Here is a 23,480-nt window from a genome sequence, read left to right on the forward strand (position 1 = left end):
TGCGGGAACGTCGTTCGGTCCTTACTGGTGGGACCAGACCAGACGGAAGGACACCTCGATGTTCGCACGAGTCAGCACCTACGAGACCAGCCCGGAGAGCAGGCTCGACGAAGCCAGTACCAAGGAAATCACGGACCGCGTGCTCGCTCTCCCCGGGAACCGCGGCATCTATTTCCTGACCAGCACCGAGCCGGGCAAGGCCCTCTCGATCACGCTGTGGGACAGCGCGGACAGCCTCTCCGCGAGCCAGCAGGCCGCGAACACGATCCGCGCCGATGCCAGCTCCGAGCAGGCAATGCGGATCGTCGGCGTCGAGGAGTTCGAGGTCTCCGCGAGCAGCCTGAAGGATTAACCGCGGAGGGTGACCGGGGCGACGAGCGCCCAGTCGCGCACGAGATCCTCCCGCACGGTGACCCCGGTGCCGGGCCCGGTGGGCACGGCGAGCTGACCGGCGTGCTCCCCCGTGCCGAGCACGAAGGGCTCCTCGACCAGGTCCTCGGCGAAGTAGCGGCTGCTCGCCGAGGTGTCGCCGGGCAGGATGAAGCCGGGCAGCGCCGCGAGCGCCACATTCGCCGCCCGGCCGACGCCGGTCTCCAGCATCCCGCCGCACCACACCGGCACCTCGTGCGCCACGCAGAGGTCGTGGATGCGCACCGATTCGAGGTAGCCGCCGACCCGGCCCGGCTTGATGTTGATGACGGACGTCGCGCCGCGTTCGATGGCATCCAGGGCCACGCCCACGCTGACGATCGACTCGTCGAGGCAGACCGGCGTCTCGATCGCCCTGGCGAGGGCCACGTGGGTGGCGATGTCCTCCTCGACGAAGGGCTGTTCGATCAGCACGAGGTTGAACGGATCGAGCCGGCCCAGGTGGGCGATGTCGGCGGCCGAGTAGGCGGTGTTCGCGTCGACCTGCAGGAGCATGTCCGGCCCGATCAGTTCGCGTACCGCGTATACCGGGATGAGGTCCCAGCCGGGTTTGATCTTGAGCTTGATCCGCCGGTAGCCCTCGTCGACATAGCCCGACACCTCGTCGAGCAGGGTGTCGAGGTCGGGGCTGATCCCCACCGAGACGCCGCAGTCGACCCAGTCGGTGACGGCGCCGAGGTAGCCGCCGAACGAGACGCCGGATGCGCGGAGCTGTGCGTCGAGGACGGCCGCCTCGAGCGCGGCCTTCGCCATCCGGTGGCCCACGACGAACGCGGTGAGCGGACCTACCGTCTCGGCGGTGACATCCGTCGCCTTCAGCAGGGCCGGGGCCAGGTAGCTGCGGATGACGTGCTCGGCGCCCTCGACGTACTCGGAGCTGTAGAGCGGCCCCTCCATCGCGACGCACTCGGCCCAGCCCTCGGCCTCGCTCGTGCGCACATGCACGAGCAGGAGCACGCGCGTGGTCTGCCGGGCGAAGGACGTCTCGAACGGCCGCACGAGCGGCATCGCCACGCGGTGCAGGGTGATCGATTCAAGTTTCATTGACGGGCTCCGTCGGTCGGGTCGGCCGGGTCCGGGGTGAACACGTAGTCGTTGTCGGCGTTGAGCTCCGGGCGCAGGCCCTGGGCCATCGCGGCGTGGAACATCACCCTCGATTCCTCACGGAGCAGCTCTGCGGCACGGGGATCGTCGGCCCGCAGGTGTTCGAAGTCGACGTTCAGCGGAAGACTGCCGGTCGTCGACCAGGCCTGCTGTGGCCGGCCGGCGAGCGCCCGGCGCACGCGGGGCGAATCCAGCCGCCACTTCACCTCGAAGCGGTCGCTGCGGTCGCTGCCGCTGACGGCGTCGTCGAGGCGCCCGTAGAAGTCGGGCAGGAACTTGACCACTTCGGCGCCCAGTTTGACCAGGTTGAAGTGGGCGTTGCGGCGGATGAGCGGGTCGAAGGTCCACCGCATGTCGGCGACTCCCTGCTGCAGGCACACGGACCGCTGGAAGAGCTTGAGGGCGTAGCCGACTCCGCCGCTTCGTCGCCACGGCACGACGGCCGCCATGTGCGAATGCAGGTGGACTCCGTCGGACCAGCCGAGGAAGCCGAGCGTGGCCCCGACCGGCTTCCCGGCCGCGGTCGCGATCAGCACGGTGTTGCCCGCGTAGTCCAGGGCGAGCAGCATCGACCGGTCCGGGCTGCGGCCGGGACCCCAGGTGCGCTCGAACATGCCGATGATGGCGTTCATATCGCCGGGGTCGGCCATCCGCACGACCACGCCCGCGGCCTCGGCCGCCGCATCGGCCTGGCGGCCGGCTTCGGCCACGATTTCCGGATCAACTGACATGCAACGAGTAGACCACATCCGGCCGCCCGGGTCAGCCCCGCGTCCTGCCGAATCCGACGGACATTCCGGCCGGGAGGCTAGTGGCCGCGGCCGGAGACGACGTCGGCGATCGAGGCGAGGGGCGATGTGGTGCGGCGGCGGGTCAGCTCGGCGCGATCCGCCCGGGAGTAGGCCTGGTACAGCGCGTGCACCGCGAGCCAGCGCAGCGGCTCGGGCTCCCAGTTGCGCACCCGGTGGTTCACCCAGGGCAGCCCGGTGAGCGCGCTCTGCCGGCCGAGGATGAGGTCCCGCAGCGTGCGGCCGGCCAGGTTCGTCGTGGTCACCCCGGTGCCGACGTAGCCGCCGGCCCAGGCCAGGCCGGTGCCGCGGTCGAGGCCCACGGTGGCCGCCCAGTCCCGGGGCACGCCCAGCACACCCGACCAGGCGTGGTCGATGGCCGCGCCCTTCGTCGCCGGGAAGAAGCGGGTCAGGATGCCGCGCAGCGCCTCGACCGTGCTCGCCGGGGTCTGCCCGTCCGAGTCCGTCTTCGAGCCGAACCGGTACGGCACGCCGCGGCCGCCGATCGCGATGCGGTCGTCAATGGTGCGCTGCGCGTACATGTAGGCGTGGGCCATGTCGCCGAGGGTTTCGCGGCCGGTCCAGCCGATCCGCTCCCAGACGTCGGCGCCGAGCGGCTCGGTGGCGATCAGCGAGGAGTTCATCGGCAGCCAGGCGCGGTGCAGGGCCTTGAGCCCGGCCGTGAAACCCTCCGTGGCGCGCACGACGAACTCGGCCTCGACGGTGCCATGCTCGGTGATCGCCCGGTGCGGGGCGATCTCGCTCACGGTGGTGTCCTCGAAGATCTCCACGCCCAGCGCCTCGACCACCCGGGCGAGCCCGAAGGCGAGCTTGGCCGGCTGGATGCGCGCGCAGTGCGGGTGCCACATCGCGCCGGTGGTGCCGACCACGTTGATCCGGGCGGTGGCTTCCGCCCGGGAGAGGAGTTGGACATCCGCCATCGACCACTGCTGTTCGGCGCGCGCGGCGGCCTCGAGCCGGCGTTGCTGCGGTTCGTCGTAGGCGACCGTGAACTCGCCGCCCTTGACGATGTCGGCGTCGATGCCCTCGGCCGCTGCGACCCGGATCACCTCGTCGACGGTCTCGTTCATCCGGGCCTGGAACCGTTCGGCGGCCTCGCGCCCGTGGCTCTTCACGTACTGCTCGCGGCCGCCGGTGATCGAATTGGTGAGCCAGCCGCCGTTGCGCCCGGATGCCCCGTAGCCGGCGAACCGCTGCTCCAGGATCACGATCCGCAGCGCCGGGGCGGCCTTCTTCAGGTAGTACGCGGTCCACAGCCCGGTGTACCCGGCGCCGACGATGCAGACATCGGCGCGCGTCGAACCCGGCAGGGCCGCGCGCGGCGCGGGCCGCCCGATCTGCTCCCACCAGAACGACACTTCCCCGTTGATCACGTCGCTCCTCCCCCGCAAACGCGCCCCCGGCATCCCGCGAAACCGCAGTTGTGTGCGTTATAACGACGTTTTAGCGCGCACAACTGCAGTTTCGCGGGGGTGGGGAGGGGGGTCACAGGCGGTCCTGGAGGCCCCAGGGCTGGCCGTAGCCGCCCTCGGACTCCGGCGCGGACATCAGGTCGAGGAACGGTTTCGCGTCGAAGGCCTCCGGGCCGAGCACGCCGATGCCGCCCCAGGTGCCCGCGGCGAGCAACTCGAGCGCGATGACCGGGTTCAGCGCGGTCTGCCAGACGACGCACTGGGCGTCGTACTCGGCCATCGTCCACTCGTTGTCGGCCACGTGGTACAGGTACACCTCGCGCGGGGCGCCGTCCGGGCCGGTGCCGGTGACCCACACGCCGGCGCAGGTCTTGCCGGTCATCCGCGGGCCGATCGTGGCCGGGTCGGGCAGGCAGGCGGCGACGACATCTCGCGGCGCCACCATGGCCGGGCCGGAGGCGGTGCGCACGCGCACCGGGTCGACGCTGTCGAGGCCGAGCAGGTGCAGGGTCTTCAGCACGCCGATGAACTCCTCGCCGAGACCGTACTTGAAGGTGACCCGTTTGGCGTCGAGCCAGCGCGGCATCAGAAGCACCTCCTCGTGCTCCACGTTGACGCACTCGACCGGGCCGATGCCCTCCGGGAAGTCGAACATCTCCGGCTCGCTGAACGGCGGGGTGGTGAACCAGCCCCTGTCCTTCTCGAAGATGACGGGCGGGTTCAGGCACTCCTCGATCGTGGTCCAGATGCTGAAGGACGGCGCGAAGATCTCGTTGCCGGCCTCGTCGCGCACCACCAGGTTGGCGCCGTCGCGGGTGCCGAGCTCGTCGATCTCGCTGAACAGGTGATCGGATGCGTAGCGCGCGAACACGTCGGAGAGCCCGGGCTCCACGCCCATGCCCACCAGGGCGAGACGGCCGGCGGTTTCCCAGTCGCCGGCCTGGGCGAACTGGTCGTCGCCGAGCTTGACCCCGGTCTGCGCCGTCGGGTCGGTCGGGTGCGGCTCGGAGAGGCTCATCGCCATGTCGAGGTAGTCCGCGCCCGCGGCCAGCGCACCGGCGAAGATGGTGGGCACGAACTTGGGCTCGACGGCGTTCATCACGTGCGTTGCGCCGTGTTCACGGGCGACGGATGCGACCCGGTCCGGGTCGGAGGCGTCGATCTGCGCGGCGGTGAACCGACCGGCGACATCCGCCCCGTGCCGCGCCAGGATCGCCGCGATCGTACGCTCGGCGCGGCCGAGGTCGTAGTCGCTGACGATGACGTGCTCGTAAAAGGAACGGCGGGCGATGATCTTCGCGAACGCGTCACCGACGCCACCCGCACCGACAAGAAGAATCTTCATCCCTCGACGCTATCGTGCGGCATCCGTCGCTGTCTGCCCCGCCTACTGCCGAATTCGACGGAGATTCTGACCGCCAGCGAGCTTTTACGACGTTTCGGGGCTTATTTCGGAGTTTCTCCGTCGAAATCGGCGGGTTTGGGCTGCGTCGTCGCGGGCGGCGGATGCGCGGCCGACCGGCGGTGCAGGGCCAATTCGTGCTCGCCGTCGAGTTTCGCGGCGAACGGCGCCCAGACCACGATCGCGACGCCGACGCCGAGCAGGGCGCCGCCGATCGTGTCGGAGAGCCAGTGGGCGCCGAGGTAGGTGCGGCTGAACATCATCAGGACCACGTAGGCGGCCCCCGCGATCCAGACCCAGAGCCGCGGAAAGATGATGGCCAGGGTGACGGCCATGGTCGCGGCGTTGCCGACGTGTCCGGAGGGGAAAGACCCGAAGTCGACCTGCACAAGGATGTCTTCCGGCCGCGCCCGGCCGAACGACTTCTTGAGCAGCTGAACCATGCCCGAGCTCACCAGCGTGGCCGCGAGGTAGTACCCGGCCGCCCAGGGACGCTTCATGATCAGCAGCACGACGATGATCACGGTCGGGATCACTAGGATTCCGAGGAGATTGCCGCCGAGGGAGTTCATCAGGTACGACAGGAAGTCCAGGACCGGCCCGCGATCTTCGGCCACCTCGGTCATCCACTGGGTGTCGAAGGGGAACGGCGCGCCCTTGTCCCGGACCACGACGATGAAGCCGATCAGGGCGGCCAGGACCACCGCCACGACTCCGCTCACGATCCACCACCAGTGAGCGACGCGCTTCGCTGGCGGTCGGGCGGCGACTTCCGGGTGTTTCTGGCTGTCGTCCATCCGTCAATGGTAGAGCGGCGGCTGCGGGTACTGCCACCCTCAGCGTCGTCCCGCGAGCTGAGTCGCGGACAAAGTACCTTCGTTCGGCCCGGGAAGGTACTTTGTCCGCAACTCAGCGAAGTGCAGGGCAGGGGCAGGGGGCAGGGGGCCAGCGCTGCGGCTAGTGCGAGAGCGCGGCCACCCGGTGCGGCCGCACGACAAACCACAGCGCGAGGATCGAGACGAGGGCGGTCGACCCCATCACGGCGCCCATCGGGATGGCGTTGCCCACGCCGAGAAGCCCGACGACCGGGGAGATGAGGCCGGCAACGCCGAAGTTCCCGGCGCCGAGGAGGGAGGCCGCGGTCCCGGCCTCGTGCCCGTGCGCGTTGAGGGCGATCACCTGAACGCTCGGCAGCGTGAAGCCGCAGGCGGCGATGAAGAACCACAACGGAACGAGGATGCCCCAGAGCCCGGCGCCGGCGGAGTCCAGCAGCACGATGGCCGCCGCGGTGACCGCCAGTACGACGGTCGACACGGTGAGGATCCACTGCGGTCCCACGTTCCACCGGTGCATCAGCCGCGAGCTCAGCTGCACGCCGAGAACGATGCCGAGGGAGTTGACGGCGAAGAGCATGCCGTACTGCTGCGGGCTGAAGGAGTACACCTGCTGGAACAGGAAGGAGGAGGCCGACAGGTAGGAGAACAGCCCGGTGAAGGTCATCGCGCCGATGATCGCGACGCCGACGAACGTGCGGTCACCCAGCACCGACCGGTACCGCTGCGCCAGCGAGTTGTGCCCAACGGCGTGGCGTGCGCTCTCCGGCAGCGTCTCGACGATCCAGAGCGCAACGGCCACGATCACCACGGCGCCATAGGCGGCGAGCACCCAGAAGATGCCGCGCCAGCTCATCACGAGCAGCAACTGCGAGCCGATCACCGGGGCGAGCACGGGCGCCAGCCCGCTCACCAGCGCAAGGCGGGACAGCATCCGCACCAGCGGCTTGCCGCCGAAGAGGTCCCGCACCATCGCCAGCGCGACGACCGCGCCGGCCGCTGCGCCGAAGCCCTGCAGCAGGCGGAAGACCCCGAGCCAGACGATGTCCTGCGACAGCGCCGCGCCCACGCTGGCCAGGATGTGGAACCCGGTCGCCAGCATGAGCGGCAAACGCCGCCCGACCTTGTCGCTCCACGGCCCCACGACCAGCTGCCCGAAGCCGAAACCGATCATCGTTCCGGTCAGGGTGAGCTGGATGGCGGCGGCCGAGACCCCGAGTTCGTTCTCCAGGGTCGGGAAGGCCGGAAGGTACAGGTCGATCGTGAACGGACCGAGTGCCGTGAGCGCGCCCAGCACAATGATGTAGACCAGTCGCTGGCCGCGGGAGAGCGCATCCCCCGGGTGGCGCGCTGTCGAGGCCAGCTGCGCCTTCGAAATCACAGGGATGATGCCAGTAGTCAATTCGGGGACCTCGGTCTTGATGGGGGAAACGCACGGATGCGCGGCGAGCACGCGGCCCGGGTCACAGGCGTCGGCACCAGCAGCGGAAAGAGGACCGCCCGTTGAGTCAAGGCGAGACCCACTCCCGGTATTCCCGTTCGGGGGCCGGGAATCCGTTCGGATTGTCCAGCAGCCGCTCGAAAGCGAGCTCGGCCGCGCCGATCATGAGCAGGTTGGAGCCGAGCTCAGCGGCGCTGATCCGCACGCTGCCAAAGGATGCGCCGAGCGCCATCGACGACACCCTGGCGAGCAGGCGCTCCGGGTCGACGGCGTGGAGCGCGGCGAGGAAACCGCCCAGCACCACGAGCTGGGGGTTGAGGATGTTCACGGCACCCGCGAGCGCGACCGCCAGGTGGCCCTGCTGGCGATCGACCTCGGCCCGGACGGCGGGCGAATCGGAGGCCAGCAGCGCCTGCTCCAGCTCGTCGGCATCCGCGCTCACCAGGCCGAGCGCATCCAGCAGCTCGCGCCGGGTCACCTCGGCCTCCAGCGTTCCGGCGATCCCGGCGGAATCCGTGCGGTCGCTCGCGCTCACCCGCGTGTGCCCGAATTCCCCTGCGTAGCCGGCGACGCCGCCCACTGCGTTCCCGCCGACGATCATGCCGCCGCCGATTCCGCTCGCGCCGCCGTTGAGGTAGATCACATCCGCCATGCCCCTGCCCGCACCGAAGTAGCGCTCGGCCATCGCTCCCAGGCCGGCGTCATTCGCGGCGCGAACCGGGTAGCCGGTGGCCCGCTCGAGCATCTCGGTGAGCGGCGCATCCACCCAGCCGAGGTGCGGCGCGTGGCGCACGAGGCCGTCGTGAGCCCGCACGAGCCCGGGAACGGCGACGCCGATTCCGACGACCCGGAAGGCCGACTCAAGTTCTCCGCGCATCCCCTCGATGACCGCCGCGGCAATGTTCACGGCCTCCGTCACGCTCGGCGAGCGTTCCGTGGGGTAACGGATGCGCCGGTGCACGCTCCCGTCGAGCCCGACGATGCCGATGGTGACGGCGTCGATCTCGGGGTTCACGGCGAGCGCGACGACCCGCCCGCTGACGGCCACGATCGGGCTGGGCCGGCCGACCCGATTGGTGGCGTCCGGCTCGCGCTCCTCGACCAGGCCCAGGTCGGTCAGTTCGCCGACGAGCGCGGCGATGGTGGAGCGGTTCAGTCCGGTCAGGCGGGTGAGCCGGGAGCGCGAGGCTGCGCCGTCGCGGTGCACGAGCCGGAGGATGACGGAGAGGTTGCGCCGGCGCACGTCGTCATGGCTGGATCCCTGCACCTGTCCTCCGCCGCTGATCGTTCCACCCCGGCTCCCCATGATACGTTGCCACTCTCAACAAATCAGGGAGAGCATCGAATGAGAATTGTTGTCACCGGCGGAAGCGGAAAACTCGGCCGCAGCGTCGTCACTCGCCTGCGGGGCGAGGGCCACCAGGTCGTCGTCTTCGACAAGGAAGGCGCGCGCGGGCCCGGTTTCCTCGGCATCGACCTCACCGACTACGGCCAGGTCGTCGACGCGATCTTCGGCATCGACGACGTGGCGCCCGGCTTCGATGCCATCGTGCATCTGGGGGCGATCCCGGCCTCCGGCCTCCGCCCCGACGTGGCGACCTTCCACAACAACATGCTCGCCACCTACAACGTGTTCCAGGCGGCCCGGCGGGCGGGCATCAAGAGCATCGTCTACGCCTCGAGCGAGACCGTGCTCGGACTGCCGTTCGACATCGACCCGCCGTACCTGCCGGTGGACGAGGAATACCCGGCCCGCCCGGAGAGCACCTACTCGCTGGTCAAGCACCTCGAGGAGCAGCTCGCGATCCAGCTCGTGCGCTGGGACCCCGAGCTCAGCATCAGCGCCCTGCGGTTCTCCAACGTGATGGACCCCGAGGACTACGCGGCGTTCCCCGCCTGGGACGCCGACCCGATGCTCCGCAAGTGGAACCTCTGGGGCTACATCGACGGCCGCGACGGCGCCCAGGCCGTGTCGCGGGCGCTGGCCACGGCCAGGCCCGGCTTCGAGGCGTACATCATCGCGAACGCCGACACGGTGATGAGCCGCTCGAGCGCGTCGCTGGCCGCGGAGGTCTTCCCTGGCGTGCCGGTCGCCGCCGGCCTCGGCGAGCACGACACGCTGCTCTCGATCGGGAAGGCGAAACGGATGCTCGGCTACGCGCCCGAGCACAGCTGGCGGGACCACGAGGCGCCGACCGGCTGACGCGGGCCGCGGGTCTACACGCCGAAGACCGTCCGGTCCAGGAAGTCGTTCCGGAACTTCCACTCGGGGTCCAGCCGCGCGGCGAGCGCCCTGAAGTCGGGCAGCTTCTCGTACAGCGGCGCCAGCGTCGCGGCTTCGGCGTGGAACAGCTTTCCCCAGTGCGGCCGGGCCGCGAACGGAGCCAGCCGCGCTTCGATCAGCGGCAGCAGGTTCTGCACCGCTTCTGCTTCCGGCTTCCAGGTGAGGTGGAGGCCGATCCCGGCCCGCCCGTAGTTCGGGCTGAGCCAGAGGTCGTCGGCCGCCACCGTGCGGATTTCACTCACCTGCAGGAGCGGTGAGATCTGCCCGGCCAGGTCCCGCATGACCTCGATCGCGGCGACGGCATGCTCGCCGGGCAACAGGTATTCGCTCTGCAGCTCGTCGCCGCTGCTCGGCGTGAATCCCATCCTGAAGTGCGCCAGCCGGTCCGACCACGGGCCGGGCACGCCGAGCTGCTTCGTGCAGTTTTCCGCGCTGACCCCGGGCAGGGGATGCCGGTCGCTCGTGGCCGCCGTGCCGCCGAAGAACTCCGGGCGGCCCTCGAAGCGCGCCCCGGCATCCGTTCGACTCTTCAGCCACGCCTGCCCGACGGTGTCGCCGCGCCAGTCGGTGAACAGGCTGACGCTGTAGGCGCTAGCGGACACCTCGTCGAAGCGCTCGAGCACCCGCGCCCAGGGCAGGTTGTCGAAGACGTCCTGGCGCACCTCGAAGGCGGGCTGGATGTCCAGGGTCACCCGCGTGACGACGCCCAGGGCGCCGAGCCCGACGACCATCCCGGCGAAATCGGGGGTGTCGGCGCGGGAGACGGTGAGCAGGTCCCCGCCGGACGTCACGAGCTGCAGGGCGCGGACGGCGGTGGCCAGGTTGCCGTTGCGGTTGCCCGACCCGTGGGTGGCCGTGGCGATGGCGCCGGCCACGGAGATGTGGGGCAGGGAGGCGAGGTTGTGCAGGGCGAACCCCTGCCGGTTCAGGGCCTCGGCGAGCACGCCGTAGGTGGTTCCGCCGCTGACGGAGACGGTGGCGGCCCGGCTGTCCACGACGATGTCGGGGGCCAGGTTCTCGAGTGAGATCAGCACCCCGGCCGAGTCGGCGCCGTCGTTGAAGGAGTGGCGCGAGCCGAGGGCGTGCACGTGCGCCGCTGATGCGACGACCTCCCGCACCTGGTCGAGCGTGGCCGGTCGCCGGATGGCCGTCGCGCCGTAGCGGTGGTTGCCCGCCCAATTGCGTACTTCGGTCACGGCTTGCGCCTCCACTCGGTTCATCCTGGTTCCAGCCGGGTCGATTCCAGCGGGGTCGATTCCAGCCGGGTCGATTCCAGCGGGGTCGATTCCAGCCGGCACATTTGATGCAACTCACAACATAACAACAAGGCCGCGGGATGGGGGGCGTGACGCCCTGGCCCGCGACCCTCCCGCTACCCACCCGTAACCCTCTCGGGGTCGGCCCCGGCGCGTTCGCCCGCGTCGGTTCCGGCGCGCTCGCCCGCGGCAGCCTTGGCGCGTACGCCGGCCGGCGGACATTGACATCGCCCGGGAAAGGAATATGTTTATACCCAGAACATTTACCGTGGGCGGTCCCGCCCGCGCCGATCCCGATTCCCCAGGAGCACTCGATGGCGATCGCCCCCACCCCCGACGACAGGTTCTCTTTCGGCCTCTGGACGGTCGGCTACACCGGCGCCGACCCGTTCGGCGGTCCGACCCGGCCGCCCCTGGACACGGTCGAGGCCGTCACCCGCCTCGCCGAACTGGGCGCCTACGGGCTCACCTTCCACGACGACGACCTGTTCCCCTTCGGCTCGTCCGACGCCGTGCGGCAGACCGAGATCGACCGCCTCAAGCAGGCGCTCGCCGACACCGGCCTGGTCGTTCCGATGATCACCACCAACCTGTTCAGCGCGCCCGTGTTCAAGGACGGCGGTTTCACCTCCAACGACCGCGCGGTGCGCCGTTTCGCGCTGCGGAAGGTGCTGCGCAACATCGACCTCGCCGCCGAGCTCGGCGCGCAGACGTTCGTGATGTGGGGCGGGCGTGAGGGCGCCGAGTACGACGCGGCCAAGGACATCCGCTCCGCGCTCGCCCGCTACCGCGAGGCCGTCAACCTGCTCGGCGACTATGTCACCGATCGCGGGTACGACATTCGGTTCGCGATCGAGCCGAAGCCGAACGAGCCGCGCGGGGACATCCTGCTGCCGACCGTCGGGCACGCCATGGCGTTCATCGAGACGCTCGAGCGGCCGGAGCTGGTCGGTGTGAACCCCGAGGTCGGGCACGAGCAGATGGCCGGGCTCAACTTCACCGCGGGCATCGCCCAGGCGCTGGATGCCGGCAAGCTGTTCCACATCGACCTGAACGGCCAGCGCGGGATCAAGTACGACCAGGATCTCGTCTTCGGCCACGGCGACCTGCACAATGCGTTCTCCCTCGTCGACCTGCTCGAGAACGGCGGCCCGGGCGGCGGGCGCGCCTACGACGGGCCGCGCCACTTCGACTACAAGCCCTCCCGCACCGAGGACACCGCCGGCGTCTGGGATTCGGCCGCGGCGAACATGCGCACCTACCTACTGCTCAAGGAGCGCGCGGTCGCGTTCCGCGCCGACCCGGAGGTGCAGGAGGCGCTCGCGGCGTCGCGCGTGCCGGAGCTGGCGCAGCCGACCCTGGCGGCGGGCGAGAGCTACGACGACCTGCTCGCCGACCCGGCGTCGTACGAGTCGTTCGCGCCGGACGCCTACTTCGGCGCCCGGGGCTTCGGCTTCGTGCGGCTGCAGCAGTTGGCGCTCGAGCACCTCCTCGGCGCCCGCTGACCCGACTGCCGGCCGCCCGTCACCCCTTCCCTCCCCGTGGCCAACCCGGTGAAGGGGTGCCGGTGCCCTCCCCCTTCCCCCCGGGGGCCAACTCAGGAGATTCGGTATCCGCGGCGCCGGCAGCCGCGGAATCCTGCGGGAGTCGGTCGGCGGCATCCGGATTCTCCTGAGTTCGCCACAGGAACCAGCGCACCACAGGAACCAGTTCGCCACAGGAACCAGCGCACCACAGGAACCAGTTCGCCACAGGAACCAGTTCGCCACAGGAACCAGCCCACAGACGCACCACCCACTGAGCGGAGAATGACGCCATGACGCTGGTTGCCGGAGTCGACTCGTCGACGCAGAGCTGCAAGATCGTGATTCGGGATGCCGCGACCGGAGCCTTCGTGCGGAGCGGGCGCGCTCCGCACCCGGCCGGCACCGAGGTCGACCCCGCCGCCTGGTGGGACGCCCTGCTGCTGGCGATCGCCGACGCGGGCGGCCTCGCCGATGTCGCCGCGATCTCGGTCGCGGCGCAGCAGCACGGCATGGTCGCCCTCGACGACGCCGGGCGGGTCATCCGGCCGGCCCTGCTCTGGAACGACACCCGCAGCGCCCCGGCAGCCGCCGCGCTGGTGGCCGAGGTCGGCGCCGGCGAGTACGCGCGCCGGGCCGGCTCCGTGCCGGTCGCCTCGTTCACGGTGACGAAACTGCGCTGGCTGCGGGACGCCGAACCGGCCCATGCCGCGCGCGTGGCCGCCGTCGCCCTCCCCCACGACTGGCTCGGCTGGCGGCTGCGCGGATTCGGCCCGGCGGGCGAGAGCCCGCTCGGCCCGGTGCTCACCGAGCTGACCACCGACCGCTCCGACGCGAGCGGCACCGGCTACTGGTCGCCCCGCACCGGCCAGTACGACCTGGACCTGTTCGAGCGCGCGCTCGGGCACTCCGCGTTCCTCCCCCGCGTGCTCGGCCCGGCCGACAGCCCCGGCGCCACCGCCGCCTTCCCCGTGCGCTCCCCCTTCCCGGGTTCCCAATTCGACGGAGATTCCGGCTGGAGCGCCCAGGACACGCAGGACACGCAGGACACGCAGGACACGCAGGACACGCAGGACACGCAGGACCACCCTCCCACCCCCGGCAGCCGGAGCGAGGTGCCGGCCGGGATCGTCGTGGGGGCCGGCGCCGGCGACAATGCGGGCGCGGCGCTGGGCCTCGGCTCCGGAGCGGGCGACGTGGTCGTGTCCATCGGCACGAGCGGCACCGTCTTCGCCGTCACCGACGAGCCCGCGGCGGATGCGACCGGCACCGTCGCCGGGTTCGCCGACGCGAGCGGCCTGTTCCTGCCTCTCGTGGCCACGCTCAACGCCGCCCGGGTGCTCGACTCGATCGCCGGGCTCCTCGGCGTCGACCACACCGAGCTCGGCCGGCTCGCCCTCAGGGCGGAGCCCGGCGCGGGCGGCTTGGTGCTGCAGCCCTGGTTCGAGGGCGAGCGCACGCCGAATCTGCCGGATGCCACGGCATCCGTGTTCGGGATGACCCTGGCCTCGACGACGAGGCCAAACCTCGCGCGCGCTGCGTTCGAGGGGCTGCTCTGCGGGCTCGCCGAGGGTCTCGACGCCGTTCGCGGGCAGGGCGTCGAGGCCGAGCGCATCCTGCTGATCGGCGGGGCCGCGCAGAACCCGGCGCTCCAGGCGATCGCCGCGCAGGTGTTCGACCGCCCGATCGTGGTTCCGGCGCCCGGCGAGTACGTGGCCGACGGCGCGGCGACTCAGGCCGCCTGGGCTCTCACCGGCGAGCGCCCGGCGTGGCCGCTGGCCCTGGCGGCGCGGCCGGCAGGCGACTTCCGTCCCGTCATCCGGGCCCAGTACGCCGAGCGCGCCCGGCACATCCGATAGGCCGCCGTCCGCCGGCGGCCCCTGTCATCATGCCTCCAGCACCGCACCCTGGGCCGCTTCCGACCGCCACCGGCCAACGCGCCGCGCGCCGCCCCGCGCGCCGCCGCAACCGCGCGCCGCCCCTAGACCAGCGTCTCGCCGATGTACCCGCCCTCCGCGCACCCCGGCGGGATGGCGAACACCGCCGAACCGATCGGGGTGGTCCACTCGCCCAGCAGGTCGAGCTCGTCGAGGCGCCGCTGGATCGGGACGAACTGCCGGTCGACATCCGCCTGGAACGATGCGAAGAGCAAACCCGCGTTGGAGATGCTGCCGCCGGTCGGGGCGTCGTTGTAGTTGTAGCCGCGGCGCAGGATGCGTTCGTTCGGGTCGGCGGATCGGGCGCGGCGCAGGTGCGAGAACTCCGGGATCACGGGGAACCCGATCGCGGTCTTCGCGGCGAAGTCCGGCTCGTCCGTTTCCCGGCTGCCGGTCAGCGGAGCACCGTTGGTCAGGGTGCGCCCGACGGACGCCTCCCGCCCCGGCCGGTCGAGCCCGTCCCACTTGTCGAGGTCCATCCGGATGCGCCGCAGCACGAATCCGGTGCCGCCCGCCAGCCAGCCGGGGCCGTCCGCCGCGCCCCAGACCAGCTTCTCGAAGTCCGGCGTGCCCGGGACCAGGTTGACGGTCCCGTCGACCTGGCCGAAGAGGTTGCGCATCGTCGTGCCCGGTTTCTCCGAGCCTGACGCCCGGCGGAATCCGGTCTGAACCCAGCGCAGCGCCCCGAACGACCGGCTGTCCTTCAGGAGCATCCGGGTCGCGTGGGCGACCGTGAGCGGGTCGTCGGAGCCCACCTGGAGGAGCAGGTCCCCGCCGCCCCAGGCCGGCTCGAGCCGGTCCACGCCGAAGGCGGGCAGCGGCCGCAGCCAGCCGGGCGCCGCGCCGCCGGCCCGCTCGACGAGGCGTCGGCCGAAGCCGATCGTCACCGTGAGCCGGGCCGGCCGGACCGCGAGTTCGGGCTCCGCGTCAGCCAGTGCACCCTCCCCCTGGCTGAGCCGCGCCGCGTCGTCCGTGAGGATCCGCAGCATCCGTCGCAGCGCCGCCTTGTCGGTCTGGTCGGCGAGGTCGAGGGCCAGGTAGGTGACGTGCGCCTGCGGGGCGGTCTCGATGCCGGCCTGATGCGCCCCGTAGAAGGGTACCGTCGCCGCCCCGGTGAGGGCCGCCTCGGCCGGGGGCTCTGCCGCCTGGCCGCCTGCACGGCCGGCCAGGTCGATGCCGATGGCCCCGGCCGCGCCGATGCCCGCTGCCGCGCCGCCGAGGAGGAGGTGCCTCCGGCTGAGGCGGCCGCCGGCCGCCGGCTGCTGGTCGGCCGCCGGTTGCTGGCCGGCCGGCACTAGTTGCCCATGTCCGTGTCGCCCTCGTAGGACTCGTTTCCGCCGGAGAAGTCCTTGGCGGGGGCGTCGAACTCGAAGGTCGATCCGTCGGACAGGGTCAACGTGAACGTGACCTCGTCGCCGGCCTTCACCGGGTTCGCGAGGCCCATCAGCATGATGTGGTTCGCGCCAGGGGCGAGTTCGAACGAGTCGCCGGCCGGAACGACGTAGCCGCCGTCCGTCTCCTGCATGACCGTCTCGCCGGAGTCGTTGGCGACCGTTTCGTGCAGCTCGACCGTGGCCGACGCCGGGGTGGCCGCGGACACGATGGTCACGTCCTCGTCACCCGTGTTCTCGAGCACACCGAATGCGGCCGACATGCCGCCGTCTGCGGCCTTCATCCAGGCCCCGTCAATGGCCAGCGAGTCGGCCTGCTTCGTGGCGGTGGTGGCGGGGGCCGCGGGGGCGGCTGTGCCGGCGCAGCTCGTGAGCGTGAGCACGACCGCGGCGGCGACGACGGCGAAACGGGTGGCGGGGGTGATCTTCATGTGCTGGTTCTCCTGGGCAGGTCGGTGTGCGCGTCGGTGTGCGGGGTCGATTGTGTTGTGAATGAGTGGGTTCCGGGCCGGCGATGTGCGGGTCACGGGCGGCTCTTCTTCCTGCGCAGCACGGCGAAGACGGCGAAGGCGGCGAGCCCGATGCCGGCCCCGATGAGGCCGACGCCCCACAGGGGCAGCCCGCCGGTTTCGGCGGCGGATGCCTCGGCGCGCGCATCCGGGTGCTCGGACTCCGAGTGCGTCCCGGCTTCCTCGTCCTCGCCGGCTTCCTCACCGGTGGAGCTGCCTGCTCCCGGCGCCTCCGCCGGCGGCTCGTCCCCCACGGAGAAGCGGAAGGATCCCGAGATGGGGTGTCCGTCCGCGGACACCACCCGCCAGCGCACGTCGAAGGTGCCGTCGGGCAGGCCGGTCTTGAGCGGCTGCACGACGGTTGCGCCGTCGATGGCCATCGGCCCGTCTACCCAGTCCTCTCCGCTCTCGTCGACGACGAGCATGAGCGCGCCGACGGCGATCACCTCGTCCGTGAACTGCATGGTGACGTCGGCGGGTGCCGTGTCGAGCTGCTCGGACTCGGCCGGAGCGGTATAGGTGACCTGGTCGTGCGCGTTGGCGGCAGGCACGAAGGGGCCCAGCACGGCGAGGGCGGCCAGCGCCAGGGCGGCGGCGGCGCGGCGTTTGCGATGGGGGTGAGGGTGGGGATGGGGATGGGGATGGGGGTGGGAATGGACATGGAGCTGGGTCATGAGGCTGTTCCTCCAGAGAGGGGTGGAGCCAGGGTCGCGGGACCCCGGGCTTGCGGGCTTGCGGGCTTGCGGGCTTGCGGCTCGCGGATGCGGTGCGCGGAACGACCGTCCGGGGCCGGAGGTGGCCTGAGGTGGCCTGAGTTCACCCGAGGGCGCCGAATTCGCGCCGGTCAGTCCCGGTGCCGGCCGATAGGGGCGCGTAGCCCCCGGCGGACCAGTCGGGCGAGGCGAGGTGAGGGGCGAGGCCAGACGCGGCCAGCTCGAGCCAGGCGAGGCCGGCTCAGGCCGGGCGAGGTCGGGCTCAGGTCAGGCCGGGCGAGGCCGGACTCAGGTCAGGTCAGGTCAGCCCAGGTCAGGTCAGGTCAGAAGACGGGACGCGGCCGCGGCGGTCCGCGATGGGGCGTGCTCGAGAGCAGAACGCCCAGGTCGGTGGGAACGAATACCGCCGCGAGCGCGGCGCGCACGGCGCCGGCATCCAGTCGCACCGGCACGACGGCGAAACCGGCGATGAGCACGGCGGCCAGCCTGGTCCGGGTGAATTCGACCAGCGACCAGAACGTCTTCTCGCCACGGCGGAGGGCGACGATCGTCACGACGGCGGCGAGCGCGTGGGCGACCCACATCCAGGCTCCGAGGTGCGCGAGGCCATGGGAGGCGACGGCCGGAGCGGCCGCGGCCACGGATACCACTCCCGCGTGGTGGGACGCGCCCGTCTGCGTCAGCGTGGGGGCGCCGGCGGCGCCCATGCCGAACAGGAGGTGGAACAGGAACTGGCTGAAGCCGACGGACACCGACAGCCGCACCAGCGAGAGGGACTTGCCGGCCAGGGCGATGCTGACCGGCACGGCGAACGCCATCGCGAGCGCGACGCCCATCAGCCCCGGTGTGCTCCCGCCGCCGACGAGATGCGAGAAGGCCGCGACGAAGACGGCCACGGATGCGGTCAGCCATCCCCTGGCCAGCCTCGCCCACCTGGTAGTCATCACATGTCTCCAACACGGCAGCACCCTCGCCTGTGGAGGGGCTCTTCACTGTCCATCCTACCGACGCGGCCCGCGTCGGCCCGAACGTACACTGGCAGGGACGGGAGGCACGGCATGCGCATCTACGGAAGTACGACGGACGACGCGACCCGCTGCGTGCACTACGCCACCGCCCTCGACATCGTCGCGATCAAGTTCCGGTGCTGCGGCCGCTACTACCCGTGTTACCAGTGCCACGCCGAGGGCGAGACGCACCCGGCCGTGCGGTGGCCGGCGGCGGAATGGTCGGAACGAGCCATCCTCTGCGGCGAATGCCGCACCGAGCTGACGATCACGGCCTACCGGCAGACCACCTCCTGCCCGGCCTGCGGCGCCGCGTTCAACGAGCGCTGCGGCCTCCATGCCCACCTCTACTTCGAGGTCCCCGAGCCGGCGCCTGAGCCGACCCCCGAGCCGGCCACAGTACCCCCGGAGGGTATCCGGGAGTAGCGCTACACTGGCGGCACACTGCAACCGAGGAGGGATTCCGCGGATGGGCCAGCCGACCGAGACGGCCGTGATCGAGGTCAAGGGCGTGCACTGGGCCTCGTCCAAGGCCGTCGCCGAATCCGTGCTCGGGCGTCGGCCCGGGGTGAGCAGGGTCGAGGCGAACCCGGTGGCCCAGACCGCCACCGTGACCTTCGGTCCGGAGCAGACGTCGATTGCCGAGCTGGCCCGCTGGGTTCGGGACTGTGGCTACCACTGCGCCGGCCGCTCCGTCCCCGAGCACATCTGCGACCCGATGGCGGAGGCACACGCGGCGGCGCCCACCGAGGCGGCTGCCGCCCCGGCCCCCGCCGGCCACGCCGATCACGCAGCCCATGCGGATCACGCAGTCGACGCCGATCACGCAGGCCACGCCGGCCATGCCCCGCCCGCAACCCGGAGCGCGCAGGAGGCCATGGGCCACGGCGGCCACGGCGAGATGTCCATGGACGCCATGATCCGCGACATGCGCAACCGGTTCGCCGTCGCCGCCGTGCTGTCGGTGCCGATCACGCTGTGGTCGCCGATCGGGCGCGAGGTGCTCGGCTTCACCGTTCCGGCGCCCTTCGGCCTCCGCGACGACGTCTTCGCGCTGATCCTCTCCCTCCCGGTGATCTTCTACGCGGCCTGGATCTTCTTCGACGGCGCGTACCGGGCGCTGCGGGCGCGCACGCTCGACATGATGGTGCTCGTCGCCGTCGGCGTGGGGGCCGGCTGGCTCTACAGCCTGGTCGTGACGCTCACCGGCGGCGGCGAAGTCTTCTACGAGGCGGCCACCGTGCTGGCCAGCTTCGTGCTGCTCGGGCACTGGTTCGAGATGCGCGCGCGCGGCGGGGCGAACGATGCCGTGCGCACCCTGCTCGAGCTCGCCCCGCCCCTGGCGCTGGTGATCCGTGACGGGCAAACGGTGGAGGTGCCGCGCTCCGAAGTGCTCCCCCGGGGAGCTGATGCTGGTGCGCCCGGGGGCCAGGATACCGACCGACGGCGTGGTCGAGGAGGGCGAGTCCGAGATCGACGAGTCCATGATCACCGGGGAGAGCCTCCCGGTTGCCAAGGCCGTCGGCTCCAACGTGATCGGCGCCACCGTGAACACGACCGGAACGCTCCGGGTGCGCGCCACGAAGGTCGGGGCGGACGCCGCGCTGGCCCGGATCGTGGCGCTGGTCCAGGAGGCGCAGAACTCGAAGGCGCCCGGGCAGCGGCTGGCCGACCGCGCGGCATTCTGGCTGGTGCTCGTCGCCCTGATCGGCGGCGGCGTCACCCTCGGGGCCTGGCTGCTGGCCGGCGCCGCGCTCCCCACCGCCATCCTGTTCGCGATCACCGTCGTCGTCATCACCTGCCCGGATGCCCTCGGCCTGGCCACTCCGACGGCCATCATGGTGGGCACGGGGCTCGGCGCGAAACGCGGCGTGCTGTTCAAGAACGCCGGCGCCCTCGAGACCTCGGCGCGGATCGACACGGTCGTGCTGGACAAGACCGGCACGCTCACCCGGGGCCAGCCGGAGGTCACGGATGTCATCGCCGTCGGCATCGACGAAGACTCGCTCCTCACCCTCGTCGCCGCAGTGGAACGGGAGTCGGAGCATCCGCTCGCCGCCGCCATCGTCGCCTACGCCGAAGCCGGCCACGCGCCCTCGCCGAACCGTGAGTTCGGCACCTTCGTTGGGGAACGAAGGTTCCAAACTCACAGTTCGGCGGGGACCCCGGCCGCGTCGAATTTCCGGAACGTTCCCGGGCATGGCGCCGGAGCAACGGTGCAGGGGCGGCGCGTGTTCGTCGGCAGCCGCAAGCTGATGCTCGCGCAGGGCATCGACCTCGCACCGGTGGCGGCGCAGCGGGACGAACTGGCGTCGACGGGGCGAACGGCGGTGCTCGTCGCCGTCGACGGCCGGGCGGTCGGCGTCATCGCCCTGGCCGACGCGCCTCGCGAGAGCGCGGCCGCTGCGGTGGCCGCGCTGCACGACGCCGGCATCCGCGTCGTCATGCTCACCGGCGACAACGAGGCCACCGCCAGGCGCATCGCCGAGAAACTGGGCATCGACACCGTGATCGCCGAGGTGCTGCCCGAAGACAAGGCAGCGAAGATCGCCGAGCTGCAGGCGTCGGGCAAACGCGTCGCGATGGTCGGCGACGGCGTCAACGACGCCCCGGCGCTGGCGCAGGCCGACCTCGGCATCGCCATCGGCGCAGGCACGGATGTCGCCATCGAGACGGCGGACGTCGTGCTGATGCGCTCCGATCCGCTCGACGTGCCGGTGGCCCTGCGCATCGGAAAGGGCACCCTGCGCAAGATGCGGCAGAACCTCGGCTGGGCCATCGGCTACAACGTGATCGCGCTCCCGATCGCCGCCGGCGTGTTCTACCCGTCGCTCGGCCTCATGCTCAGCCCGGAGATCGCGGCGATCTCGATGTCCGGCTCGAGCGTCATCGTCGCCGTCAACGCGCTGCTGCTCAAGCGGCTTCCGCTGCCCCTGCCGGCCGGGGCCGGCCGAGCCTAGCTGGCGGCGAGCAGGTCCTTGAAGTCCTGGATCTCCGCCTCCTGGGCCGCCACGATGGCCTCGGCCAGGGCCTTCACCTCGGCGTTCTTGCCGGTCTTCAGCTCGGTCCGGGCCATCGCGATCGCGCCCTCATGGTGGATCAGCATCTGCTGCAGGAACAGCCTGCCGGCCTCCGGGCCCGTCGCGTCCTCGAGCGCGGACATGTCCTCCTCGGACATCATCCCGTCGGTCCCGTGGTCCATGTCGGCCATGCTCCGGTCGGCGCCCCAGGCGTCGAGCCAGGCCTCCATCTGCTGGATTTCCGGCTCCTGGGCGGCCTTGATCCCGGTGGCGAGGTCGACCACGTCCTGGTCGACGCCGTCCGTTTCGAGGATGATGTCGCTCATCTCCACGGCCTGCTCGTGGTGGGGGATCATCATCTGCGCGAACGCGACGTCCGCCGCGTTGAAGGATTCCGAGGCCGCCGGGGCATCCGAGGCACCGGACGTGGCGCCGGCGCAGCCGCTGAGGGCGAGCGCGGCGGCCACCACCGCCGCGGCCAGGAGGGAGGTGCGAGAGGTGTGACGTCCGTTCGTGAGCATGGTTCTATCCAATCATGGTGCAGCGGCGGGAAGCGAGGAGCCGTTCGAGGTCAGCGCGCGGCGGCGAGGTCCCGCCGCTCGGCGGAGTCGGCCTGCGCCGCGGGCGCGTCGACGCGGAGCCCGCGGAAGCCCCGCAGCCGGAGGCTGTTGCTCACCACGAACACCGACGACAAGCCCATCGCCGCGCCGGCGATCAGGGGGTTGAGCAGGCCGAGCATGGCCAGCGGGATCGCGGCCACGTTGTAGGCGAAGGCCCAGAACAGGTTGGCCTTGATGGTGGCCAGGGTGCGCCGGGACAGCCGGATGGCATCCGCGGCGGCGACGAGGTCGCTCCGCACCAGGGTCAGGTCGCTGGCCTCGATCGCGACATCGGTGCCGGTGCCCATGGCGATGCCGAGGTCGGCCGTGGCGAGCGCGACGGCGTCGTTCACGCCGTCTCCGACCATCGCGACGACCCGGCCCTCCCGCTGCAGTTCGCGGATGACCTCGGCCTTCTCGGCCGGGAGCACGTCGGCGCGCACCTCGGTGATGCCGACCTCGGCCGCGACCGCCCGGGCGACGATCTCGTTGTCGCCAGTCAGCAGCAGCGGGCGCAGGCCCAGGCGGCGGAACTCGGCGACGGCCGCCGCGCTGTTCGCCTTGACCACGTCGGAGACGGCGAGGATGCCCCTGGCCTGCCCGTCCCAGGCGACCGCGACGGCGGTCTGCCCTCGGGACGCGAACAGGGCGAGGGCGTCGGCGAGCTCGGCCGGAAGCGTGATGCTCCACTGGTCGGCGAGCCAGCGCGGGCGTCCGACCAGCACGAGGTGCCCGTCGACGACGGCCTGCACGCCGAGGCCGTCTTCCGAGGCGAATGATTCGGCGGTGGGGAGCGCGGCCACGCGGTCCAGCGCCCCGGCGGCGATCGCCGCGGCGATGGGGTGCTCCGAGCCGGTCTCGGCGGCGCCGGCGAGGCGCAGCAGCTCGCCTTCGGCCACGCCTGCGGCGGGAACGGCGGCGACGAGGGTCATCCGGCCGGTGGTCACGGTGCCGGTCTTGTCCAGCACGATGGTGTCGACGCGGCGGGTCGATTCGAGGATCTGCGGCCCCTTGATCAGGATGCCGAGCTGGGCGCCGCGCCCGGTGCCGACGAGCAGGGCGGTTGGGGTGGCCAGCCCGAGGGCGCAGGGGCAGGCGATGATCAGGGTCGCCACGGCCGCCGTGAAGGCCACGACCGGGCCGGCGCCGACGAGGAGCCAGACCGCGAGGGTGGCCAGGGACAGCCCGATCACGATCGGCACGAAGATCGCCGAGACCCGGTCGGCCAGGCGCTGCACGTCGGCCTTGCCGGCCTGCGCCTTCTCGACGAGCCGCCCGATCTGGGCGAGTTCGGTGTCCGAGCCGACCCGGGTGGCCCGCACGACGAGCCGGCCGCCGGAGTTGAGCGTGGCACCGACGACGATCGCGCCGGGGCCGACCTCCACCGGCACGGCCTCGCCGGTGAGCATGCTCGCGTCGACGGCGGAGTTACCCTCGACGACCTCGCCGTCGGTGGCGATCTTCTCGCCGGGGCGCACGACGAACAGGTCGCCGACCATCAGCGAGGCGGTCGGGACCCGGGTTTCGACGCCGTCCCGGAGCAGCGTTGCTTCCTTCGCGCCCAGTTCGAGCAGCGCCTTGAGCGCCGCGCCGGAGCGTTTCTTGGCCCTGGCCTCGAAGTAGCGTCCGGCCAGGATGAAGACGGTGACCGCGGATGCGACCTCCAGGTAGATCTCGTCGGCCCCGGCCCCCGGCTCCGCCGTGAAGGAGAACTCCATCGTCATGCCGGCCATCCCGGCCATGCCGAAGAACAGCGCGTAGAGCGACCAGCCGAGCGAGGCGAGCACGCCGACGCTGATCAGGGTGTCCAT

Annotated in this window: 20 protein-coding genes and 1 pseudogene; 7 read left to right on the forward strand and 14 right to left on the reverse strand. The window is 71.4% G+C overall.

The features are described from left to right. Positions 1 to 58 precede the first annotated feature (58 nt). On the forward strand, positions 59 to 352 hold the full coding sequence (locus tag BLQ39_RS12220; protein WP_092324332.1) for a hypothetical protein: 294 nt from the start codon (positions 59 to 61) through the stop codon (positions 350 to 352). On the opposite strand, the gene menC is transcribed toward BLQ39_RS12220, so the two are convergent. From menC to BLQ39_RS12255, 7 genes are all read right to left on the reverse strand, one after another. Next, a complete protein-coding gene (gene menC, locus BLQ39_RS12225; protein WP_092324333.1) occupies positions 349 to 1,473 on the reverse strand; it encodes an o-succinylbenzoate synthase in 1,125 nt (374 codons plus the stop codon). The genes BLQ39_RS12220 and menC overlap by 4 nt on opposite strands. Next, entirely contained in the window at positions 1,470 to 2,264 is a 795-nt protein-coding gene (locus BLQ39_RS12230) for a hypothetical protein (protein WP_092324335.1), read from the reverse strand. Before BLQ39_RS12230 ends, menC begins: the two co-directional genes overlap by 4 nt. 77 nt (positions 2,265 to 2,341) lie before the next feature. Then, positions 2,342 to 3,715 carry an NAD(P)/FAD-dependent oxidoreductase gene (locus BLQ39_RS12235; protein WP_092324336.1) on the reverse strand — a complete coding sequence of 458 codons (1,374 nt, stop codon included), beginning with the start codon at positions 3,713 to 3,715 and terminating at the stop codon, positions 2,342 to 2,344. Positions 3,716 to 3,827: 112 nt separating this feature from the next. Next, positions 3,828 to 5,099, reverse strand: a complete 1,272-nt coding sequence (locus BLQ39_RS12240; protein ID WP_092324338.1) for a saccharopine dehydrogenase family protein — start codon at positions 5,097 to 5,099, stop codon at positions 3,828 to 3,830. A 101-nt stretch (positions 5,100 to 5,200) separates the two neighbouring features. Further along, a complete protein-coding gene (locus BLQ39_RS12245) occupies positions 5,201 to 5,953 on the reverse strand; it encodes a phosphatase PAP2 family protein (RefSeq protein WP_092324339.1) in 753 nt (250 codons plus the stop codon). A gap of 160 nt (positions 5,954 to 6,113) precedes the next feature. Next, positions 6,114 to 7,376 carry a multidrug effflux MFS transporter gene (locus tag BLQ39_RS12250; RefSeq protein ID WP_422386377.1) on the reverse strand — a complete coding sequence of 421 codons (1,263 nt, stop codon included), beginning with the start codon at positions 7,374 to 7,376 and terminating at the stop codon, positions 6,114 to 6,116. Between the two features lie 121 nt (positions 7,377 to 7,497). Continuing rightward, positions 7,498 to 8,736 carry an ROK family transcriptional regulator gene (locus tag BLQ39_RS12255; protein WP_092324341.1) on the reverse strand — a complete coding sequence of 413 codons (1,239 nt, stop codon included), beginning with the start codon at positions 8,734 to 8,736 and terminating at the stop codon, positions 7,498 to 7,500. A gap of 39 nt (positions 8,737 to 8,775) precedes the next feature. Here BLQ39_RS12255 and BLQ39_RS12260 point away from each other — a divergent pair, with 39 nt between their 5' ends. Continuing rightward, complete coding sequence (locus tag BLQ39_RS12260; RefSeq protein WP_092324342.1) at positions 8,776 to 9,633, forward strand: NAD-dependent epimerase/dehydratase family protein; 858 nt, start codon at positions 8,776 to 8,778, stop codon at positions 9,631 to 9,633. A gap of 14 nt (positions 9,634 to 9,647) precedes the next feature. Here BLQ39_RS12260 and BLQ39_RS12265 read toward each other — a convergent pair whose 3' ends face one another. Next, positions 9,648 to 10,910 carry an FAD-binding protein gene (locus tag BLQ39_RS12265; protein ID WP_422386376.1) on the reverse strand — a complete coding sequence of 421 codons (1,263 nt, stop codon included), beginning with the start codon at positions 10,908 to 10,910 and terminating at the stop codon, positions 9,648 to 9,650. Positions 10,911 to 11,284: 374 nt separating this feature from the next. Between BLQ39_RS12265 and xylA the strand changes: the two genes are divergently transcribed. After that, entirely contained in the window at positions 11,285 to 12,475 is a 1,191-nt protein-coding gene (xylA, locus tag BLQ39_RS12270; RefSeq protein ID WP_092324345.1) for a xylose isomerase, read from the forward strand. Between the two features lie 311 nt (positions 12,476 to 12,786). Further along, complete coding sequence (locus tag BLQ39_RS12275) at positions 12,787 to 14,352, forward strand: FGGY family carbohydrate kinase (protein ID WP_092324347.1); 1,566 nt, start codon at positions 12,787 to 12,789, stop codon at positions 14,350 to 14,352. Positions 14,353 to 14,474: 122 nt separating this feature from the next. Here BLQ39_RS12275 and BLQ39_RS12280 read toward each other — a convergent pair whose 3' ends face one another. The 4 genes from BLQ39_RS12280 to BLQ39_RS12295 form a co-directional block, all read right to left on the reverse strand. After that, positions 14,475 to 15,725, reverse strand: coding sequence for a Dyp-type peroxidase (locus BLQ39_RS12280; RefSeq protein ID WP_135109403.1), 1,251 nt, complete (start codon positions 15,723 to 15,725; stop codon positions 14,475 to 14,477). Further along, positions 15,725 to 16,252, reverse strand: coding sequence for a copper chaperone PCu(A)C (locus tag BLQ39_RS12285; RefSeq protein WP_092324349.1), 528 nt, complete (start codon positions 16,250 to 16,252; stop codon positions 15,725 to 15,727). Before BLQ39_RS12285 ends, BLQ39_RS12280 begins: the two co-directional genes overlap by 1 nt. Before the next feature lie 92 nt (positions 16,253 to 16,344). Beyond that, positions 16,345 to 17,004, reverse strand: coding sequence for a copper resistance CopC family protein (locus BLQ39_RS12290; RefSeq protein WP_092324350.1), 660 nt, complete (start codon positions 17,002 to 17,004; stop codon positions 16,345 to 16,347). A gap of 362 nt (positions 17,005 to 17,366) precedes the next feature. Further along, on the reverse strand, positions 17,367 to 17,987 hold the full coding sequence (locus BLQ39_RS12295; protein ID WP_134474288.1) for a hypothetical protein: 621 nt from the start codon (positions 17,985 to 17,987) through the stop codon (positions 17,367 to 17,369). A 114-nt stretch (positions 17,988 to 18,101) separates the two neighbouring features. Between BLQ39_RS12295 and BLQ39_RS12300 the strand changes: the two genes are divergently transcribed. The 3 genes and pseudogenes from BLQ39_RS12300 to BLQ39_RS16170 all read left to right on the forward strand — a co-directional run bounded on the left by BLQ39_RS12300 (position 18,102) and on the right by BLQ39_RS16170 (position 21,010). Next, entirely contained in the window at positions 18,102 to 18,476 is a 375-nt protein-coding gene (locus BLQ39_RS12300) for a CHY zinc finger protein (RefSeq protein ID WP_092324354.1), read from the forward strand. A 43-nt stretch (positions 18,477 to 18,519) separates the two neighbouring features. After that, a pseudogene (locus BLQ39_RS16165) lies at positions 18,520 to 18,669 on the forward strand (heavy-metal-associated domain-containing protein); the annotation flags it as partial. Positions 18,670 to 19,459: 790 nt separating this feature from the next. Then, complete coding sequence (locus tag BLQ39_RS16170; RefSeq protein ID WP_241986982.1) at positions 19,460 to 21,010, forward strand: heavy metal translocating P-type ATPase; 1,551 nt, start codon at positions 19,460 to 19,462, stop codon at positions 21,008 to 21,010. Here the strand turns inward: BLQ39_RS16170 and BLQ39_RS12310 are convergent. After that, the gene (locus tag BLQ39_RS12310) at positions 21,007 to 21,591 is read right to left on the reverse strand and encodes a DUF305 domain-containing protein (protein WP_092324355.1); all 585 of its coding nucleotides are present in this window, start codon (positions 21,589 to 21,591) and stop codon (positions 21,007 to 21,009) included. The two genes, BLQ39_RS16170 and BLQ39_RS12310, sit on opposite strands and share 4 nt — an antisense overlap. 50 nt (positions 21,592 to 21,641) lie before the next feature. Beyond that, positions 21,642 to 23,480, reverse strand: a 1,839-nt coding sequence (locus BLQ39_RS12315) for a copper-translocating P-type ATPase (protein WP_092324357.1), incomplete at its 5' end; no start/stop codon positions are given.

It is taken from the genome of Cryobacterium psychrotolerans, from assembly GCF_900101115.1.
Classification (GTDB): Bacteria; Actinomycetota; Actinomycetes; order Actinomycetales; family Microbacteriaceae; genus Cryobacterium; species Cryobacterium psychrotolerans.

Bases quoted from the DNA above. Each gene is read 5' to 3' on its own strand.
- BLQ39_RS12260 (WP_092324342.1), top strand. From the start codon at position 8,776: ATGAGAATTGTTGTCACCGGCGGAAGCGGAAAACTCGGCCGCAGCGTC.
- BLQ39_RS12285 (WP_092324349.1), bottom strand. From the start codon at position 16,252: ATGAAGATCACCCCCGCCACCCGTTTCGCCGTCGTCGCCGCCGCGGTC.
- BLQ39_RS12255 (WP_092324341.1), bottom strand. From the start codon at position 8,736: ATGGGGAGCCGGGGTGGAACGATCAGCGGCGGAGGACAGGTGCAGGGA.
- BLQ39_RS12310 (WP_092324355.1), bottom strand. From the start codon at position 21,591: ATGCTCACGAACGGACGTCACACCTCTCGCACCTCCCTCCTGGCCGCG.
- BLQ39_RS12290 (WP_092324350.1), bottom strand. From the start codon at position 17,004: ATGACCCAGCTCCATGTCCATTCCCACCCCCATCCCCATCCCCATCCC.
- BLQ39_RS12295 (WP_134474288.1), bottom strand. From the start codon at position 17,987: ATGACTACCAGGTGGGCGAGGCTGGCCAGGGGATGGCTGACCGCATCC.
- BLQ39_RS12230 (WP_092324335.1), bottom strand. From the start codon at position 2,264: ATGTCAGTTGATCCGGAAATCGTGGCCGAAGCCGGCCGCCAGGCCGAT.
- BLQ39_RS12240 (WP_092324338.1), bottom strand. From the start codon at position 5,099: ATGAAGATTCTTCTTGTCGGTGCGGGTGGCGTCGGTGACGCGTTCGCG.
- BLQ39_RS12275 (WP_092324347.1), top strand. From the start codon at position 12,787: ATGACGCTGGTTGCCGGAGTCGACTCGTCGACGCAGAGCTGCAAGATC.
- BLQ39_RS12300 (WP_092324354.1), top strand. From the start codon at position 18,102: ATGCGCATCTACGGAAGTACGACGGACGACGCGACCCGCTGCGTGCAC.
- BLQ39_RS16170 (WP_241986982.1), top strand. From the start codon at position 19,460: ATGCTGGTGCGCCCGGGGGCCAGGATACCGACCGACGGCGTGGTCGAG.
- BLQ39_RS12245 (WP_092324339.1), bottom strand. From the start codon at position 5,953: ATGGACGACAGCCAGAAACACCCGGAAGTCGCCGCCCGACCGCCAGCG.
- menC (WP_092324333.1), bottom strand. From the start codon at position 1,473: ATGAAACTTGAATCGATCACCCTGCACCGCGTGGCGATGCCGCTCGTG.
- BLQ39_RS12220 (WP_092324332.1), top strand. From the start codon at position 59: ATGTTCGCACGAGTCAGCACCTACGAGACCAGCCCGGAGAGCAGGCTC.
- xylA (WP_092324345.1), top strand. From the start codon at position 11,285: ATGGCGATCGCCCCCACCCCCGACGACAGGTTCTCTTTCGGCCTCTGG.